This is a genomic window from uncultured Succiniclasticum sp., from assembly GCF_902793885.1.
Lineage (GTDB): Bacteria > Bacillota > Negativicutes > Acidaminococcales > Acidaminococcaceae > Succiniclasticum.
Window position 1 is genome coordinate 182301 of the sequence record NZ_CADBFF010000002.1, and the last position, 16804, is coordinate 199104.

The window sequence follows — 16804 nt, forward strand, 5'->3', positions numbered from 1 at the left end:
TTTGCAGTGCAGGAAAAAGGAAGTTTTTTTGCAGATGAATAAAAACCGCCGTTCGGCGGCTTAATTATTTAGAATATTTTTTATTACACAGGGTGCAAAGTAATTCAAAAGCAGGTGGGCAGCAGTTGAACATAGTTAATAACAATTTACGTTTCCATGTAAAATGTTCCGATAAAATATTAGCTTTATTTAGAATGGTTTTACAAAAATTATATCGTACATCGGATACTACAGGTTTCTGCCTGATACAATAGGACAAAGCAATGTTTAACAGTTTTTCTTCCTGCTTTTCTGCCGAATATCCCCATTCGACAAGATCCCGGTATTGTTGCATGCACATTTCGATTAACTCTTGCTGAGATTTTTCTGTACTGCGAGTAATAATGCTTCCGCTTCGATAGCAATAATAATATAGAACTGTATCAAGATAATATATGCTTGTTGCCTTCCAAATTATTTTATATGTTGTACCAATATCTTCAAACAAGTGCCCGGAAGGATAAGAAATAGAACGGAACAGATTTTTGTTATACAGTTTGTTCCAAGCGCCGTTGCCAATAATCAGTGTTAACATTAAATCGATTGCTTCTGTGCGTGTTTTGTAACCGCTGGGAATTGTGTTTTCTGTTAGTGGTTTTATTTTGGGGAATCCAATATGCATCCTGCGAAACATGACCAAATCAGCATGAAATCTAATGGCGCATTCGTAGGGCTCTTTACAGAAGTTTTCATGAACATAGTCATCGCTGTCTACGAACATCAGATAATCTGCCGTTGCCTGCCGAATGCCTGTATTACGAGCTGCAGCCAGGCCTTTGTTTTCTGTGTGGTGGATTACTTTAAATCGAGTATCCTTTACTGCATATTGTTCGCAGATTTCACCGCAGCGGTCAGGAGAGGCATCGTCTACTAAAACGATTTCAATATTTTTCAAACTTTGCTTTTGTAAGCTGTCCAGGCACCGTACCAGGTAGGGCTCTACTTTATATACGGGTACAATGACGCTGACTGATGGCTTCATGTTGCTGTTCTCCTTTATAATTTCTATAAAAAATGTTGCAATTCATTTTAGCATAGTACTAACGCATGTGTACAGTATTATGCTATAATAATATTTAAATAATACTTCAGGAGCCATAACTTATGTATTTGAGCACTAACTTAGAACAATTTCAAAGAAGCCGTAATGTAAGCAGGAACGTGGCCTACGGTTTGTTGAACCGCTGTGTCTCATTGTTTCTGCCTTTTATAGTGCGCACGATATTGATTTACCGGTTTGGGGTACTGTACCTAGGTATGAACAGTCTGCTGGCTTCTATCTTCCAGGTTCTGAATCTGGCAGAGTTGGGCTTTGGTTCGGCGGTGGTGTACAGTTTGTATAAGCCTGTGGCGGAAGGAGATACGGATACGGTCTGCGCTTATCTGGGAACGTACCGGAAGATATACCGTATAATTGGTCTGGTTATTCTTGGGTTTGGGCTGGTGGTGCTGCCATGGTTTCCCCTTCTGGTGAAAGACAATCCGATACCGGACAATATGAACCTGTATGCCTGGTATCTGATTTTTCTGGCAAATGCAGTGGTAAGCTACCTGCTGTTTGGATATAAGACGTCGATTCCTTCCGCTCTGCAGCGGGAGGATCTGCTGAGCAAAATCGATACGGCAGTGCTGCTCTGCAAGTCTGTTGTGCAGATGGCTTGTCTGCTGTTGACGGATAATTTCTATTTTTATCTGCTCGTATCCCTGTTGTTTACGGTGCTGCGCAATCTGGTGGTTTCCCGTGTGGTGAACTGGCGTTTCCCCTGGTATGTATGTCGGGGGAGTATCAGTGAAGAGCAGTTCGGGGAGCTGAAGTTGCTGGTGGGTGGTCTGGCCCTCAGCAAGTTCCGGGGTGCCAGTCGCCATGCGATTGACAGTATCTGTATCACAGCTTTTGTGAGCCTTACCATGACAGCGGTGTACAGTAATTATTATCTTATACACAATGGGGTGGTTTCCCTGAGCGGTATTCTGTGCGGGGCTATGGTGGCTTCTGTAGGCAACAGCATAGCGTCCGAGAGCCGGGAGAAAAATTACCGGGACATGTGCCGGTTTAATTTTATCTACATGTTGCTGTCTGGCTGGGCCATGGTTTGCCTGCTGTGTCTGTACCAGCCTTTTGTACGGTTATGGATGGGCGGTGTGTTGACTGGCGGTACTGTGGCCGCAGGCGGAGCGTTGGCCCGGGGCGGCGTTGTTGCAGGAGAGACGTTGATGCTGGGGATGCCGGAGGTAGTGGCCCTGTGCCTGTATTTCTATCTGCTGAAAGCCGGGGACATGCGTTGGATTTATCATCAGGGGGCAGGACTCTGGTGGAAGGCCCGGTATATTGTGATTGCTGAAATTGTTTGCAATGTGGTACTGAATATTCTGTTAGCTAAGTACTGGGGCGTGCTGGGAATTATTGTTGCAACATTGATTTCCCTGTTTTTTATCAACTTTATTGGCGGCGCGTGGGTTTTGTTTAAGGAGTATTTTCAGAACGGCAAGTTGAATGAGTTTTTTGCGGATCAGGCAAAATACTTTTTGGTAACAGCTGCTGTGGGTGTTGTTTGCTTTTCTGTTTGTGAGATGCTTACGGTTGGCACAGGAAATTCCAACCAAGTAGTGGAAGCATTGTATTTATTGCTGCGGCTGCTTATTTGTACGGTAGTAACCGCCCTGCTGTATTATCTGGTATATCATTGCTCGGCGCAGTACCGGGACGCAAAGGATTGGTTGTGGAAACGGTATCGGACTATGAGGGAGAGATAAGGACTTATATATTCGTGACCGTTAAAGTATTCGCCGTTATGCTTTATAGTGATACAATAAGGAGCCGGCTTGTCCATTTTCTCATAATATTTCGGGTGGGTGCCGGTCAGAAATGTCCTGGCATCATACAGATTAATTTTGAATTACATTTTTTTAAGCACTAGTGGTTACTTTTATCAAACAGAAAAAGGATTTGACGATTCTGCGAAGAATCACTATAATATATGTACTATAATGCAATAAAAATAGTTGATTTTTATAGTTTTTTTAACAGATCAGAAAATATTTTCGGAGGTTGTATGCGTAAAAAAATCGCTTCGTTTTTATTCACTGCATGCATGATGTTATTCTCATTTCCATGCACGGCTGAAGAATATAATATGCATGCCGGGGACCATGTGCAGATACAGGTCATGGGGCATGAGGACCTTAGCAGTACCTATGTTGCGCGTACGGACGGTAAATTTGAATATCCGCTGATCGGTACGGTGGATGTTACGGGAAAGACGGTGGAAGGCCTCACCCAAGAGCTGAAAGAACGTCTGGCAGAATTTATTGTGAACCCGCTGATTACCATAAATATCACTAAAATGGGCAGTACCCGTGTGTTTGTGTTGGGGGAAGTGCGGGATGCTGGTCTTCACGAACTGACAAAAAGTCATCGGGCGTTGGATGCCATTGGGGCGGCTAACGGTTTCACCGGTAAGGCAGCCAAGAAAAAGGTGTACCTGATTCGGAACGGCAAGGAAGATAATATCCAGTTCTTGAATTTTAACGCGTATCTGAAAAAGGGCGACTTGAGCCAGAATCCGGTGCTACAGGAAGGGGATTGTTTGTACCTGACCAGTAACCATAAGTTCAATTTTGGCAGGGATGTGTTGCCGTTTATTGAAAGCTGGTATTTTATGCGGCGTGCGGACAAGAAGTTCTAATCTTGACGTATCCATGGTGTCATGTGAGAACAGTACAAGTTTAAAATGAGGGGGAAAAATTCTTGGAAGAGCAGGAAATTACTATAGATTTGCTTGAAGTGGTACAAATAGTGAAAAGGCACATCCGGCAGATTGTGAAAGTTACGGCAGGCTGCCTTGTTTTAGCCTGCCTGTATCTGCTGATTGCGAAGCCTGTGTACGAATCGGAAGCTTTACTTCGTATCCGACTGCCAAAAGGAATCAGCAGTTCGCCACTGAGTGGATTTGAAGGTGGAAATGTAGCGCTGATTCAGCAGCAGATGAGTACGCTGGCAGAAGTGCTGGTCAGTCAGGATGTCGTGAAGCCGGTCATGGAAGCAGAGGAAAAGGAAAACGAAGAAGCTGGTGAAAATGAGAAAGCTAAGTTAGCCTATGAATCCTATGTAAAACGTATTAAGACTACCCCGGTTAAAAATACAGAAATACTGAAAATCAGCGTTTCTGGAAAAACACCGGAAGATGCGCAGAAAACCAGCCAGCGGCTATTGGACAGTTTTATGCAGAAAATTACGGTTGTAGGCAATACAGAACAGACAAAAAACCGTAAATTCCTGGAACAGCGAACGATGACAGCTAAAGAAAATCTGGAAAAGACGGAAGCTGAACTGGAGAAATTTAAAACTGAGCATAAGCTGACTTCCCCTGCGGACAGTGCCAATACGTCCATGGACCGGATCAAGAGTGTGGAAAACCAGCTGGTTTCCAATCAGATTGCATTGGAAACTGCCCAAGCGAAGATGGCTGCCGTGGATGCGCAGCTTGCCAATGCCGGTGCTGCCAGTGCGGATAACCAGACGGTGCAGCAGTATAATGAGCAGCTTGCCAAGCTGGAACAGACGCGGATCGCGTATCTGGAAAAATATACGGAAAAACATCCGAGAATGATTGAGTTAAATGACCGGATTGCCAATCTGAAGCAGAAGGTGGCGGAAGAAACGGCCCGGGTGGCTAATTTACAGGCACCCAGTGACAATAAGGTACATCAGGAACTGGTTGCCAGAAAATTCGCTAGTCAAACGGAAGTGGCGGTAGCGCAGCAAAAAGCAGAATCGTTGCGCAATGCGCTGGCCAAAAATAATGAGGACTTTGATAAGTACACTGCCTTGCAAAAAGAGTACGCCCAGCTTGCCCGGGAGGCTTCCGTAGCAAAAGAGATTCACAGTATGCTGGCCAAACGGGTGGAAGAAGCGAAAATTGCGGAATTAATGCAGCAGAACAATGTGCAGGTCGTAAACGAACCTACCCTCCCGGAAAAACCGGCAAGACCGAAAAAGTTGCTGGTGCTTGTTCTGTCTATGCTACTGGGACTTCTCTTCAGCAGCGGTTATTATGTGTTACAGGGGCTGATGCATCCTGTAATCCGTCGGGAGCAGGATGTGGAAACTCATCTTGGTTTGGCGGTACTGGGTTGCATTCCGGATGCAGCGATGCTGGCGAATCGGGCGGATATGCAGGCAGAGGAAGCTGAGTCTGGACTTATCGGTAGAATGAAGGGGTTCTTATGGAAAAAATAGAACTGACAGCGATGAAAGATCCTACGGGATTACAATATGATGCGTATCAGGCAATCTGCATGAAACTGCAGGCGAAGGCGAACCAGGCGGAAAATCTGGTCCGTGTGATTGTAGTGACTAGCACAATAGCGGAAGATGGACAGGATGCGGTAGCGGCTAACTTGGCCGTGGTGATGGCAAAGACCAGCGTGAAGACGCTGTTGCTTGATTGTGATTTTCGTACGCCGGTACTGCATGAAGTGTTTCAACTGCCCAACCGAGGATTGACAGACTACCTGACCACCGGGGCGGATTACCATGAATTTGTGCAGCATTTTGCCGATGCCGATTTAGATATTGTGACCGGAGGAACCCCAGTTTCCAATGCTGGGGAACTGCTTTCCGGTCGGCCGATGCAGGAACTGTTACAGGCCGTGCGCGACGAGTATGATTATGTATTTGTGAATACGCCGCCTGTATTGGCTTCGGCAGATACCATTTCAGTAAGCGGTAAAGCAGACGGCGTGATTCTGGTCATTGCTAGTGGTAAAAATGAAGCTAAACTGCTTAACAAGGCAAAAATGACGCTGGAGCAGGCTGGGGCTTCCCTGTTGGGTTGTATTTTGAACAACACGACAGAGGAATGAAGAAATTGTTTTTTACCTCCTCTTTATTTTGGTGGATAAGGGTATCTCCATGGTAAAGAAGGAGGTATTGTATTTTAACAAGTGAATCAACAAAATAGTAAATTAAGGTGGCAATATGTTGAACATTAAAATTCTTGTGGCAGCACACAAGCAATACTGGATGCCGGAAGATTCCGTATACCTTCCGTTGCATGTGGGGGCGGAAGGGAAACCGGATCTGGGTTATACGAAAGACAACACAGGCGATAATATTTCTGCTAAAAATGCGCATTTCTGCGAATTGACCGGGCTGTACTGGGCCTGGAAAAATCTGGAAGCGGATTATGTCGGCCTGGTGCATTACCGCCGGTATTTTACCCGTAAGGAAGTGCGGAATATTAAAGCAAAAAAGGATCAGATTTTGTGTGGGGAAGAATGGGAAAAGCTGTTGTCCGCTCATCCGGTGGTGGTAGCGGACAAACGGAAGTATTACATTGAAACGAACCGCAGTCACTATAATCATGCCCATCCGGCCATCGGGTTGGACGAAACGGAACGGATCATTAAGGAAAAGTATCCGGAATATAGTGCTGCATTTACCACGGTGATGAACCGGACCTGGGCGCATATGTTCAATATGTTCGTCATGCGGCGGGATTTGTTTGACGCGTATTGCCAGTGGATGTTTGCAGTCCTGTTCGAGCTGGAAAAACGGCTGGATATTTCTTCTTTTGATGCGTATAACTCCCGTGTGTTTGGCTTTGTGGGCGAGCGTTTACTGGATGTGTGGATTGAGAAGAACCAGATTGCCTATAAGGAACAGAACGTTTCTTTCATGGAGCCCCAGAACTGGATCAAAAAGGGTGGGCTGTTTTTGAAGCGGAAGTTTTTTGGGTGACAAACTAACCAGAATATTTAATGTGGATAGTGAGGATTATGTTGAAAATTTCATTAGTTGTACCTGTTTTTAATGAACAGGAAGCAATTCCTATTTTTTACAAATCAATACGAAATTTTGAAGCGCTTCAATCCTATGAAGTGGAAATCGTGTTTATTAACGATGGAAGTCAGGATAATACAGAGAAGCTGATTTATGAGTTGTCTGACCGTGATTCTTTAGTATTGCCGTTGTCGTTTACGCGTAACTTCGGGAAAGAGGCGGCGCTCATGGCCGGCTTGACGTATGCGACGGGGGATGCAGTGATACCCATGGATGTTGATTTGCAGGATCCGATTGAAGTAATTCCGCAGTTAATAAAAGAATGGCAAAATGGGGCGGATATGGTTTTGGCAAAACGGATAGACCGCAGTAGTGATACATATTTAAAACGGGAAACGGCGAAATTGTTTTATAAGTTCAACAATAAAATCAGCGATTTAAAAATAGAAGAAAATGTTGGCGATTTCCGCTTGCTCAGTCGTGAAATTGTGGAACATATTAAAGCGTTGCCGGAACGTAATTTGTTTATGAAAGGCATTTTGTCCTGGGTAGGCGGCAGGACGGTAGTGGTCACCTATGAGAGGGCAAAGAGATCCGCGGGGCAAACTAAATTTAACGGTTGGAAATTGTGGAAACTGGCCATGGAAGGGATTACCAGTTTTTCAACCACGTTGTTGCATATTTGGACATATATTGGGATGTTTGTGGCAACCGGGGCATTTTTATATGGGGGATATCGCATTGTTTCAAAATTACTTTTCGGTAATGATGTTCCCGGATATACATCCATCATGGTTACGATGCTCTTTTTAGGTGGCATTGAGTTAATTGGCATAGGCGTGCTAGGCGAGTATATAGGCCGCATTTATATGGAGTCAAAGCAACGGCCAAGATATATTATAAAAAAGAGAGAGTAAAAATGTTAAAATATCTTTCCAGTGTGAACGAAAACAAAAAATGGTGTTGTTTTGTAGCCTTTGTTATTTCTTTTGTATTCATGATAGTTTTATACAGGGTCTATCATTATGCACCCTTTGGTAACCAGTCCCTGGCATGGATGGACGCCAATATCCAGTATCTTGATTTTTTTGCGTTTTTAAAAGATGTCATTCATGGTAAAAACAGTATAGGTTATACTTTGGCAAACACCTTAGGCGGGACGTATTACGGAGTGTTTAGCTATTATCTTGCTTCGCCGTTGAATCTGCTGATCGTATTTTTTGAAAAAGAACAGTTACATTCTTTTTTTGATTTACTCGTAGCCATTAAATTATCACTGGCTGCCGCTGCGGCGGCTTATTATTTACAGATTCGTTTTCGGCTTCCGCTTTATTTAGTGCTCTGTCTTTCCTTTTCCTATGCGTTCGGACAGTATTCTTTCGCTCAGGCCAGTAATATCATGTGGCTTGACGGAGTGTATTTATTGCCGGTTATCCTGGCCGGTGTATATAAAAACATAACGGAACAAGGCAGTCGGTTATTAAGTGTATCTGTGGCTCTTTCCGTTATTTTTAACTGGTATTCTGGCGGAATTAACTGTTTGTTCTCCATTTTTTATTTCGTAACAGAATTCTTTTTGCTGGAAGAAGAAAAATCTTTTATACTGTTTGCAAGAAGATTATTCCGTTACATAGTTGCCATGTTCATTGGATTGTGTATAAGCGCTTTTTTGTTTTTACCATCCGTTGCTTTGTTACGGGATGGGGTAGGTAAAGGATTTGACTGGAACCGCTTTTCAACTGGTTTCGATGGAAATATTTTATCTGTGATTCAGTATTATACACTTGGCGCCGCCAGTGACAAGGATCATGTTGCTTTATATTGCGGAAGCCTGCCTTTACTGGGTTGTTTACTGTTTAATTTTGATAAGGTACTGGATCATAAAAAACGAACCGTGTTAAAAGGGCTGCTTGCGTTTGCAGTTCTGGTATTTTACTGGCAACCGCTTTTTCTACTCTTTTCTCTCTTAAAGGATGCATCCAGCTACTGGTTCCGTTATGCGTATATAGGGATTTTTTCCCTGTTGTTCATAGCGGCGCATTATTATGAAACCGTAAAAGACGGCACAACAATAGAAACCACTAGTAAACCGGTCGTGTGGTTTGTATTAGGATTGTTTTTTCTGAATTATAATAAGCCAGCGGTTGAGTTAAAGACTATTTATTTTACGGCTGCTTTTTTATTTCTGGTTTACTTTTGTATAAGGAAACTTACGGTAAAGGACAGTGCTAAGGGGGTAACGGTATGGCTGATGATTTTTCTGATTGCCGTTACACTTACGGAATTAGGGCGCAACGGCAAGCTTTTGATGGAACGGTACCGGAATGAGAACGTCGACCAGTTTATTCGTTATGAGAAAAACACGCAGGCGTTAATAGATAAAATCAAAGGGCATGATCCTGGTTACTTCCGTATTTCGCAGACATCTACGCGGGGTACGGGTCCTTCAGGTCTGACCGCGCATTATAACGAGCCGGTCGCATTTCATTATCCGTCCATTTCCAGTTATACTTCCTGTCCGGATAATTCGCAGATGCGTTTCCTGGACAGGGTGGGCTATCGGACAGAGTTTGAACGGATTACGGTTGTCAATACCTCTGTGATCGGCGCCGATGCGTTGCTTGGCGTAAAGTATATTCTTTCCAGATATCCGATACGGGGTCTGGCGGAGGTAAAACGGCTCAGTGTACCGCAGTATGATAAAAAGGCGTATGTTAACAAATTTGCGCTTCCCATGGCATTTACATTTAAAAAGAATCAATTACAGGAGCTAAATGCAGATTCGCTGAATCCGTTCGAATATCAGAATGCGTTATACAGTCAGCTGATAGGAAAACCGGTGAAACTGTATAAGCCGGTTTCTTTTACCAGAAAACAGCGGGAAAATTCCATGGTCTACACGTTATCTGTGCCGTCTGACGATCACGTAATATACGGTAATCTTCCATGGAATCAGAATATGGAAGGTGAAATATTTAAAGACAATAAATGCATAACCGGTTACGCAACCTGGTTGTCTCCCAGTGTTTTTTATATTCCTGTTTCTAACAATGAAAAGAAAGTGCGTTTGGAACTGAAAACAAAGGACGGCCTCCACATTAAAGAAGAACAATTCTACGCTTTGGATTTAAGGTCTTTAGAGGAAGTCAGCAAGAAAATTAATGCAAGAAAAGTTAATAACCTGAGCCTTAAGAATGAAAATATTAAATGTGTAGTGAACGGGTCAGAGGATGAACTGTTGTATTTGTCCGTTCCTTATCACAAGGGATGGAATATAATCAGAAATGGAAAAATTATTAAACCGGATCTTTTTGGCAATTGTCTGATGCTTGTGCCCTTGGAGAATGGAGAAAATGTAATAGATATGCATTACAGTATTCCATTATTTAAGGAAGGATGTATAATTTCTGTTTTGGGATTGGCGTTTTTGTTTTTGTACGGACCATCAGGAAAATTTCCGGGTTACCTGAAAGGAAAAATCGTAGGAAGGAATTTTAGCGTGATGAAATGATGGAATAATAAATGGATTTTAAAATTTCCCCATATCCGTCATGGAATATGGGGAAAGTAAAAATATATGAAGAGGAGTCACTAGTTGTGAACAAAACATTAGTAATTTTGGCAGCGGGTATTGGTTCCCGCTTTGGCGGCGGGATCAAACAGTTGGAACCGGTGGATGACCATGGTCATATTATTATGGATTATTCCATCCACGACGCGATCGCGGCGGGATTTACTAAAATCGTTTTTATCATCCGTCATGACATTGAAAAGGATTTCCGTGAAGTGATTGGCAACCGGATTGAAGAGGTTTGTGCTGCCCATCATGTGGAAGTGGCATACGCGTTTCAGGAGTTGTCGGACATGCCGGATTTCCCGGGGAAAGAACAAGTGACAGGCCGTACCAAGCCCTGGGGTACCGGGCACGCGGTGCTTTCCTGCGACGGCCTGTTGGATTCCCCCTTTTGTGTCATCAATGCCGATGATTATTACGGCAAAGAAGGGTTTGTAAAAGCCGCGCAGTTTTTGGAAAAGGAACAATATGGCCTGGTGGGTTATGTGTTAAAGAATACGTTGTCTGATAACGGCGGCGTGACCCGGGGTATTTGTTCAGTTCAGGACGGAAAACTGGTTGGCATCAAAGAAACGAAAAACATAATCAAAACAGCTGGCGGCGCTGAAGCGGATGGCAGCGCAATTGATACGGAATCGCTGGTATCTATGAATTTCTGGTGCTATCCGCAGAAGTTTATGGATGTTCTGAAAAATGGCTTTCCTGTATTTTTGGAAAACTTGTCTGATCCTATGAAAGAGGAATATCTGCTTCCGATTATTGCGGATGCTATGTTACAAGATGGCGTGGCGTTTACTGTGCTGTCTTCCCATGACCGTTGGTTTGGCGTTACGTACAAGGAAGACAAGCCGGATGTGGTAAACAGTTTCCGGAAACTGATTGCGGACGGGGCTTATAGGGAAGACTTGTATGGGGATTTGGGGTAGTTGTTGTAGTTAACCTTATAAACAATTTTGTTTGATACGTCAGGTATTACCGATATACATTAATAACTTGATACGAATGGAGATTTTTAATTATGTACAATTATTTGATTGTAGGTTCCGGCCTTTATGGCGCAGTGATGGCGCAGCAGCTGCACGCTGCGGGGAAAAAGGTTTTGGTTATTGATAAGCGTCCCAATATTGCAGGGAATGTGTATACGGAAAATGTGGAGGGCATTCAGGTACATAAGTACGGCGCCCATATCTTCCATACCAATGATAAAAAGGTCTGGGATTATCTGCAGGCTTTTACGGTGTTCAACCGTTTCACCAACAGTCCGGTGGCGAATTACAAGGGAGAATTATATTCTCTGCCTTTCAATATGTATACGTTTAATAAAATGTGGGGCGTGGTGACGCCGGAAGAAGCGGCGGCCAAGATTGCGGAACAGCGGAAAGAGATTGCCGGAGTGCCCCGCAATCTGGAAGAGCAGGCTATTTCCCTGGTAGGCCGGGATATTTTCGAGAAGCTGATCAAAGGCTACACGGAAAAACAGTGGGGCCGGGACTGCAAGGATCTGCCGGCGTTCATCATCCGGCGGCTGCCGGTGCGTTACACGTTTGATAACAATTATTTCAATGCCTTGTACCAGGGCATCCCCATTGGCGGTTACACGAAGATGGTGGCGAAGATGCTGGAAGGTGTGGAAGTGCGCCTGAATGAAGATTATTTGGCTGACAAAGTAGCATGGGATGCGCTGGCGGAAAAGGTAATCTATACCGGTCCTATTGATGCGTATTTCAATTATAAACTGGGGTATCTGGAATACCGTTCGGTGCGTTTTGAAACGGAACTGCTGGATATGCCCAATTATCAGGGCAATGCGGCGGTGAACTATACGGACCGGGAGACGCCCTGGACCCGGATCATCGAGCATAAGTGGTTTGAGTTTGGCAAGGACGAGGCAGGGAACGATCTGCCCAGGACGGTGATCAGCCGGGAGTACAGTTCCGAGTGGAAGCCCGGGGATGAGCCCTACTATCCGGTGAACGACGAACGCAACAGTACGTTGTATGCCTCCTACAAGGCGCTGGCGGATAAGGAAGAAAAGGTAATCTTTGGCGGCCGTTTGGGAGAGTACAAGTACTATGACATGGATCAGGTGATTGCGGCGGCACTGGAGAGAGTGGAAGGGTTGGAGTGAAGAAAAGGTTGCCTGTTTTGTTGATGTGCATTTCACTATTAATTCCGGTCTGGCGTTCCAGGACGAGTTGTGAACCTTTTGAAAAATGATACCATTACTTAACCTGCTATAAGACCTAACGTTTTCGGTAATTAAGTATTAATATAACAAACACAGTCTGGTAGTGCCAGACTGTGTTGTAATACATAATTGATGGGCGACTAAAAGTATTCAGGTTTATCCTTTAGGCGGATAGGGATCATTTCCATGACTATCAGGATTTTGGATGCGCCCGTCTTTGCGGTGCGGAATCAATTCAGTATTTTGATTAATGCTGACTTGCCGTCCATAATCCATGGCTTCTTCTTTAGTGTCAAAGCGTCCGCTGACACGCTCGGCATTGTTTCTTTTAACGTCCCACGTGCCTTTCTCAGAGTTCCAAACTACGTGATGTTCAGGTCTTGCCATTTGTAATACCTCCTTTCTGGCTTTTAACTTGTAAACGGCCAGAGGAGAGAAAAATCTCTTTACAACTCCAAATAATTTGTGTTAGAATCAAACTGGTAGGGATGAATCTAATGTAAGTTGGATTTGTCTGGCAGGGACAGCGGCCGCTGTCCCTTTTTGTTTACATAATCGGATTAACATATACCGCAAAAAATGTCAATATAAAAACAAAATTTGGCGTAATAGCATTTTGCCATTTTGATATTTACAGAAATATCAAAATGGCTTTTCACTAATTAAATTAAGATGTTTTTGCGATTTTTAATGTTTTCGTTGACTGCTTTGCCGAAATGTGCAATAATAAAATGAAAAAATGACGTAAAGGAGTGATAGAATGAATGATTTCGCTAAAGATATATTTGTTGATAATTTGTATTTCCTCATAAAAAAAGAAGGGAAAAAAATAGGAGAATTTGAGGAAGAAGCCGGTGTCAGTGCAGGTTATATTTCGAGGATGAGCAAAGATATAAATACAAAGCCGGGTATTGATTTTGTAGTGAAAGCTTCTAATATATTAAATGTTAGTCTTGACACATTGCTTGGGGTAGATTTATCACATCTGTCTGGTACAGAACAGTATGCACTAAAGTTTTTGCAAAAATTGAAAAATGATACGGAGGCAGAAAAGTTGATTTGGGAAAAAGAAACCTCTGATGTGTTGAATGCCTGCGAAACTGATGATGAGGGTGATCCCTGTCATCCATTATTTGGTTGGGAAACTTTTGTGCAAAAAGGCAGCACTGCTGGTAGCGAAGAGCAAGTAAACCGCATAGTTTTTAATTCACATTCTTTTGGTTGCTATACCTTGATACACGATGATTGCTATAAAATTGAAATGAAAAATAAAACGCTGTTATATTTGATGGATATTCAGTATAGTGAAAACAACGGTAATGGTTCGAACAATTTTGCAAAGGAGATTTGGTTATATAAGTATTCCATAGGCTGTCAATTCTTATGTAGCAATAAAGATGTTCATTTTGCTCAGATTGTGGATTATGTGTTTAACGCAGTAAAAGAGTACTTAAAGCATCCCCAATTGAAATCAGATTTTCGTAATGCCATTGATGCTTTTATGAATGACGACTTCACAAACGATTCTAATGGGCAAGGCGGTTTTCAAACCGCTGTGCCATTTGATGAAGAAGTGCCGTTTTGAGATAAAGCAGGTTAATAGCATCCAAGAGGGGAAAAACATTGTTTAAATAATCTACAGAAAGACGGAGTTAAGGCTTTATGGAATTTTTGGTATAGCGGAAGAAAAAGATAAGCGTAACATTTGCTTAATAATGTGTCAGGAAGGTTTTGTTTGAGTTTAAAGGCGGTTATTATGAAAATACTGCCACTAAATAATTTATTTTTCATTTCAGTTTTTTAGAAAGGAGTAACAAGTTGAAGTATTCAGAAGAGACATTGCAAGCGTGGACAGCACCGCTATCATCATCAGAGGAGCAACGTGCAGAAAACACTATCAAAATGATTCTTTCTGCCATAGATAACAGTGACGAACTTAAGACAAAAGATATTGAGGTTTTCATACAAGGATCCTTCGCTAATAATACAAACGTTAGGGCTGAGAGCGATGTAGATGTCTGTGTAATGCTAAAGGACACCTTCCATTTTGATCTTCCTGATGGTAAGACGAGGCAGGATTATGGTTTTACTCCTGCCTCAATAACATTCTTTGATTACAGGGATATGGTAAAAAGGGCGCTTCAGCAGAAGTTTAAAACCGAATATGTATCAGATGGAAATAAGTCACTTAAGATTGATGAGAATACATATCATGTCAAAGCAGATGTTGTCCCTGCTTTTCAGCTTAGGAACTATTATTATTGGAAAAGTACTGATCCAAACAGGTATATTGAAGGAACATGGTTTATGTCAAAGAATGGGAAAGAAATAAAGAACTATCCTAAAGAACATATTAGAAATGGTATTACAAAGAACAACGATACGAATTATGAATACAAAAAGCTTGTTCGTATCATGAAGCATATCAAAAATGAAATGGTTGACGACAAGAAAACCAATGGAGATATAATCACTTCATTTTTAGTAGAGTGCCTTGTGTGGAATATCCCCAACTCAATAATTACTGGTTATAATACTTGGACGGAAACGATAAAGCAAGCAATTATCTATCTCTATAACGCGATAAAAGAAGGCAAACATGAAAAATGGACAGAAGTAAGTAGAATGCTTTATCTTTTCAAAGGTCGCAAATGGACAGATTCGGATGTAAGACAATGGCTTTATGATGCATGGAACTATCTGGGGTATGACCAATGAAGGAATCATATGAAAAGTTTATGAAATACAGTATATGGCTCTTATTCATTATATTTGGATTCCGCTGCTATATAGCTAAGTCCGATATAGGCATTTACTTGAAAGTTAATGCTTGGGGTGAACTTTGCTATAATGTGTTTGGTTATGCTGGAGAAGCCATTGGTATAACTACAGTTCTGATGTCTTTATTTAATACTGTGATCTGGAAATGGAAGTGGGTCAGTAAGATTGTTGATATGCCGGTTCTTGCCAAAAAATACACGGGAACATTTGTTTCGGACTGGCAAGGCGAGAACAAAAAGTATGACGGCAGTTTGGATATTAAACAGAGTTTTCTTAATGTATCGATCGCTTTTAAAACGGGCGAGAGTAGAAGCTTTTCGGTACTGTCATCAATAGAAACAGAGGGTGACTGGAAAAAGATTGTTTATATCTATCAGAATGAACCCAAAGCAGAACTTGCTGATAGAAGTTCAATCCACAAAGGAACAGCAGAACTCTGGATTGAAGAATCCGGAGAACTAACCGGAAATTATTATACTAGCAGAAATACAAGAGGCTCAATGAACTTCAAGCCGATTACATCAAAATCTTCCGGCTCGAACGCTGAGCAAGAATAGAGTTGGCAAGCGAAGAGTATAATCCATCAGAAAGGTTCCTGGATGAGGCAGCACAAAGCTGTTTTGTAATTATGTTTTAAAATGCAATGCTTGTGATGGTGATATAAGCGCCGGCATTTTGAAAGTGTATGAACCCTGTAGACAATTATAAAGCTGTGTTTATCGATTTCCAGAGTAGCAGAAAGAGAATTGACACTAATTTTATAGAAAACTGACTGGTTGAAATTTTATAATTACACATCCACAGGGACTATTGTGAATATTATCTGGGATAAATATGGAAGAAATAAATGCCCATAAAATAAAGGCGGTGAATTTCATATGGTGGAGTTTCCATTCAAGGGATTAGTTTATGAAGAGATGCCTCCATCAAACGATTTTAATAGTAGAAGGATATTAAAGCAATGTACTTTGTTCACTGATGAGGAAACTAAAGAAATATCCAACGCAGCTTTTGTAATGGAAAAACTCTTTAAGAATATAGAAAGATCCATTGCTGCAGAAAAAGCTTATAATGAGTTTAAAGATGAATTAAGAAACTTAAAATCAGGTGATAAGTATGCTATTGCAGAGGTTGACAGGCGGTTTTGCGCTTATGTAATGGAATTTCGTTTGTTTTTAGAGCATTGGAAAAAATATATATCTGATTTAAAGAAAATTAACAAACATTATGGCTCAATATATGAAAAGTTATACAGCGATGTCACACATGAGGCTTATGATACGTGTGAAGAATATGTACTTGCCTACTGTTTAAGGAACTATGTTGTTCATGCTTATGATTGATAAGGTACAATAAGTTGCGCAAAATTAAATAGACATGGTGTAAATCCTTTTGTAGAATTAAGTTACCACACCAAATCAACAAGGAGGATTTACCC

General features: G+C 42.0%; 15 protein-coding genes. 13 read left to right on the forward strand and 2 right to left on the reverse strand.

Annotated elements, in window-relative coordinates:
* Window positions 1-64 precede the first annotated feature (64 nt).
* Window positions 65-1021 carry a glycosyltransferase family 2 protein gene (locus QZV31_RS01950; RefSeq protein ID WP_295357349.1) on the reverse strand — a complete coding sequence of 319 codons (957 nt, stop codon included), beginning with the start codon at window positions 1019-1021 and terminating at the stop codon, window positions 65-67.
* Window positions 1022-1296: 275 nt separating this feature from the next.
* Between QZV31_RS01950 and QZV31_RS01955 the strand changes: the two genes are divergently transcribed.
* From QZV31_RS01955 to glf, 9 genes are all read left to right on the forward strand, one after another.
* Entirely contained in the window at window positions 1297-2793 is a 1497-nt protein-coding gene (locus QZV31_RS01955; protein WP_295357351.1) for a polysaccharide biosynthesis C-terminal domain-containing protein, read from the forward strand.
* A 299-nt stretch (window positions 2794-3092) separates the two neighbouring features.
* Window positions 3093-3725, forward strand: a complete 633-nt coding sequence (locus tag QZV31_RS01960; protein ID WP_295357354.1) for a polysaccharide biosynthesis/export family protein — start codon at window positions 3093-3095, stop codon at window positions 3723-3725.
* A 62-nt stretch (window positions 3726-3787) separates the two neighbouring features.
* Window positions 3788-5278 carry a GNVR domain-containing protein gene (locus tag QZV31_RS01965; RefSeq protein WP_295357357.1) on the forward strand — a complete coding sequence of 497 codons (1491 nt, stop codon included), beginning with the start codon at window positions 3788-3790 and terminating at the stop codon, window positions 5276-5278.
* Window positions 5266-5904 carry a CpsD/CapB family tyrosine-protein kinase gene (locus QZV31_RS01970; protein ID WP_295357360.1) on the forward strand — a complete coding sequence of 213 codons (639 nt, stop codon included), beginning with the start codon at window positions 5266-5268 and terminating at the stop codon, window positions 5902-5904. Before QZV31_RS01965 ends, QZV31_RS01970 begins: the two co-directional genes overlap by 13 nt.
* A gap of 118 nt (window positions 5905-6022) precedes the next feature.
* Complete coding sequence (locus QZV31_RS01975; protein ID WP_366508677.1) at window positions 6023-6781, forward strand: DUF4422 domain-containing protein; 759 nt, start codon at window positions 6023-6025, stop codon at window positions 6779-6781.
* A gap of 41 nt (window positions 6782-6822) precedes the next feature.
* Window positions 6823-7740: a glycosyltransferase family 2 protein gene (locus QZV31_RS01980; protein ID WP_366508678.1), complete on the forward strand. Its 918-nt coding sequence runs from the start codon at window positions 6823-6825 to the stop codon at window positions 7738-7740.
* Between the two features lie 2 nt (window positions 7741-7742).
* Entirely contained in the window at window positions 7743-10334 is a 2592-nt protein-coding gene (locus QZV31_RS01985; protein ID WP_295357368.1) for a YfhO family protein, read from the forward strand.
* A gap of 86 nt (window positions 10335-10420) precedes the next feature.
* A complete protein-coding gene (locus tag QZV31_RS01990; RefSeq protein ID WP_295357370.1) occupies window positions 10421-11323 on the forward strand; it encodes a sugar phosphate nucleotidyltransferase in 903 nt (300 codons plus the stop codon).
* Window positions 11324-11415: 92 nt separating this feature from the next.
* On the forward strand, window positions 11416-12525 hold the full coding sequence (gene glf / locus QZV31_RS01995) for a UDP-galactopyranose mutase (RefSeq protein ID WP_295357373.1): 1110 nt from the start codon (window positions 11416-11418) through the stop codon (window positions 12523-12525).
* A gap of 216 nt (window positions 12526-12741) precedes the next feature.
* Here glf and QZV31_RS02000 read toward each other — a convergent pair whose 3' ends face one another.
* Entirely contained in the window at window positions 12742-12972 is a 231-nt protein-coding gene (locus QZV31_RS02000; protein ID WP_295357376.1) for a DUF2188 domain-containing protein, read from the reverse strand.
* A 373-nt stretch (window positions 12973-13345) separates the two neighbouring features.
* Between QZV31_RS02000 and QZV31_RS02005 the strand changes: the two genes are divergently transcribed.
* The 4 genes from QZV31_RS02005 to QZV31_RS02020 all read left to right on the forward strand — a co-directional run bounded on the left by QZV31_RS02005 (window position 13346) and on the right by QZV31_RS02020 (window position 16709).
* On the forward strand, window positions 13346-14170 hold the full coding sequence (locus tag QZV31_RS02005) for a helix-turn-helix domain-containing protein (protein WP_295357378.1): 825 nt from the start codon (window positions 13346-13348) through the stop codon (window positions 14168-14170).
* Window positions 14171-14403: 233 nt separating this feature from the next.
* Window positions 14404-15303, forward strand: coding sequence for a nucleotidyltransferase (locus QZV31_RS02010; protein WP_295357381.1), 900 nt, complete (start codon window positions 14404-14406; stop codon window positions 15301-15303).
* Window positions 15300-15923 carry a hypothetical protein gene (locus QZV31_RS02015; protein ID WP_295357384.1) on the forward strand — a complete coding sequence of 208 codons (624 nt, stop codon included), beginning with the start codon at window positions 15300-15302 and terminating at the stop codon, window positions 15921-15923. The genes QZV31_RS02010 and QZV31_RS02015 overlap by 4 nt, the downstream gene beginning before the upstream one ends.
* A 321-nt stretch (window positions 15924-16244) precedes the next feature.
* The gene (locus tag QZV31_RS02020; protein ID WP_295357387.1) at window positions 16245-16709 is read left to right on the forward strand and encodes a hypothetical protein; all 465 of its coding nucleotides are present in this window, start codon (window positions 16245-16247) and stop codon (window positions 16707-16709) included.
* The last annotated feature ends 95 nt before the right edge of the window (window positions 16710-16804 follow it).

What these genes read in the sequence shown, in the direction of transcription:
- QZV31_RS01950 (WP_295357349.1), bottom strand. Translation starts at nt 1,021, where the DNA reads ATGAAGCCATCAGTCAGCGTCATTGTACCCGTATATAAAGTAGAGCCC.
- QZV31_RS01955 (WP_295357351.1), top strand. Translation starts at nt 1,297, where the DNA reads ATGAACAGTCTGCTGGCTTCTATCTTCCAGGTTCTGAATCTGGCAGAG.
- QZV31_RS01960 (WP_295357354.1), top strand. Translation starts at nt 3,093, where the DNA reads ATGCGTAAAAAAATCGCTTCGTTTTTATTCACTGCATGCATGATGTTA.
- QZV31_RS01970 (WP_295357360.1), top strand. Translation starts at nt 5,266, where the DNA reads ATGGAAAAAATAGAACTGACAGCGATGAAAGATCCTACGGGATTACAA.
- QZV31_RS01985 (WP_295357368.1), top strand. Translation starts at nt 7,743, where the DNA reads ATGTTAAAATATCTTTCCAGTGTGAACGAAAACAAAAAATGGTGTTGT.
- glf (WP_295357373.1), top strand. Translation starts at nt 11,416, where the DNA reads ATGTACAATTATTTGATTGTAGGTTCCGGCCTTTATGGCGCAGTGATG.
- QZV31_RS02000 (WP_295357376.1), bottom strand. Translation starts at nt 12,972, where the DNA reads ATGGCAAGACCTGAACATCACGTAGTTTGGAACTCTGAGAAAGGCACG.
- QZV31_RS02005 (WP_295357378.1), top strand. Translation starts at nt 13,346, where the DNA reads ATGAATGATTTCGCTAAAGATATATTTGTTGATAATTTGTATTTCCTC.
- QZV31_RS02015 (WP_295357384.1), top strand. Translation starts at nt 15,300, where the DNA reads ATGAAGGAATCATATGAAAAGTTTATGAAATACAGTATATGGCTCTTA.
- QZV31_RS02020 (WP_295357387.1), top strand. Translation starts at nt 16,245, where the DNA reads ATGGTGGAGTTTCCATTCAAGGGATTAGTTTATGAAGAGATGCCTCCA.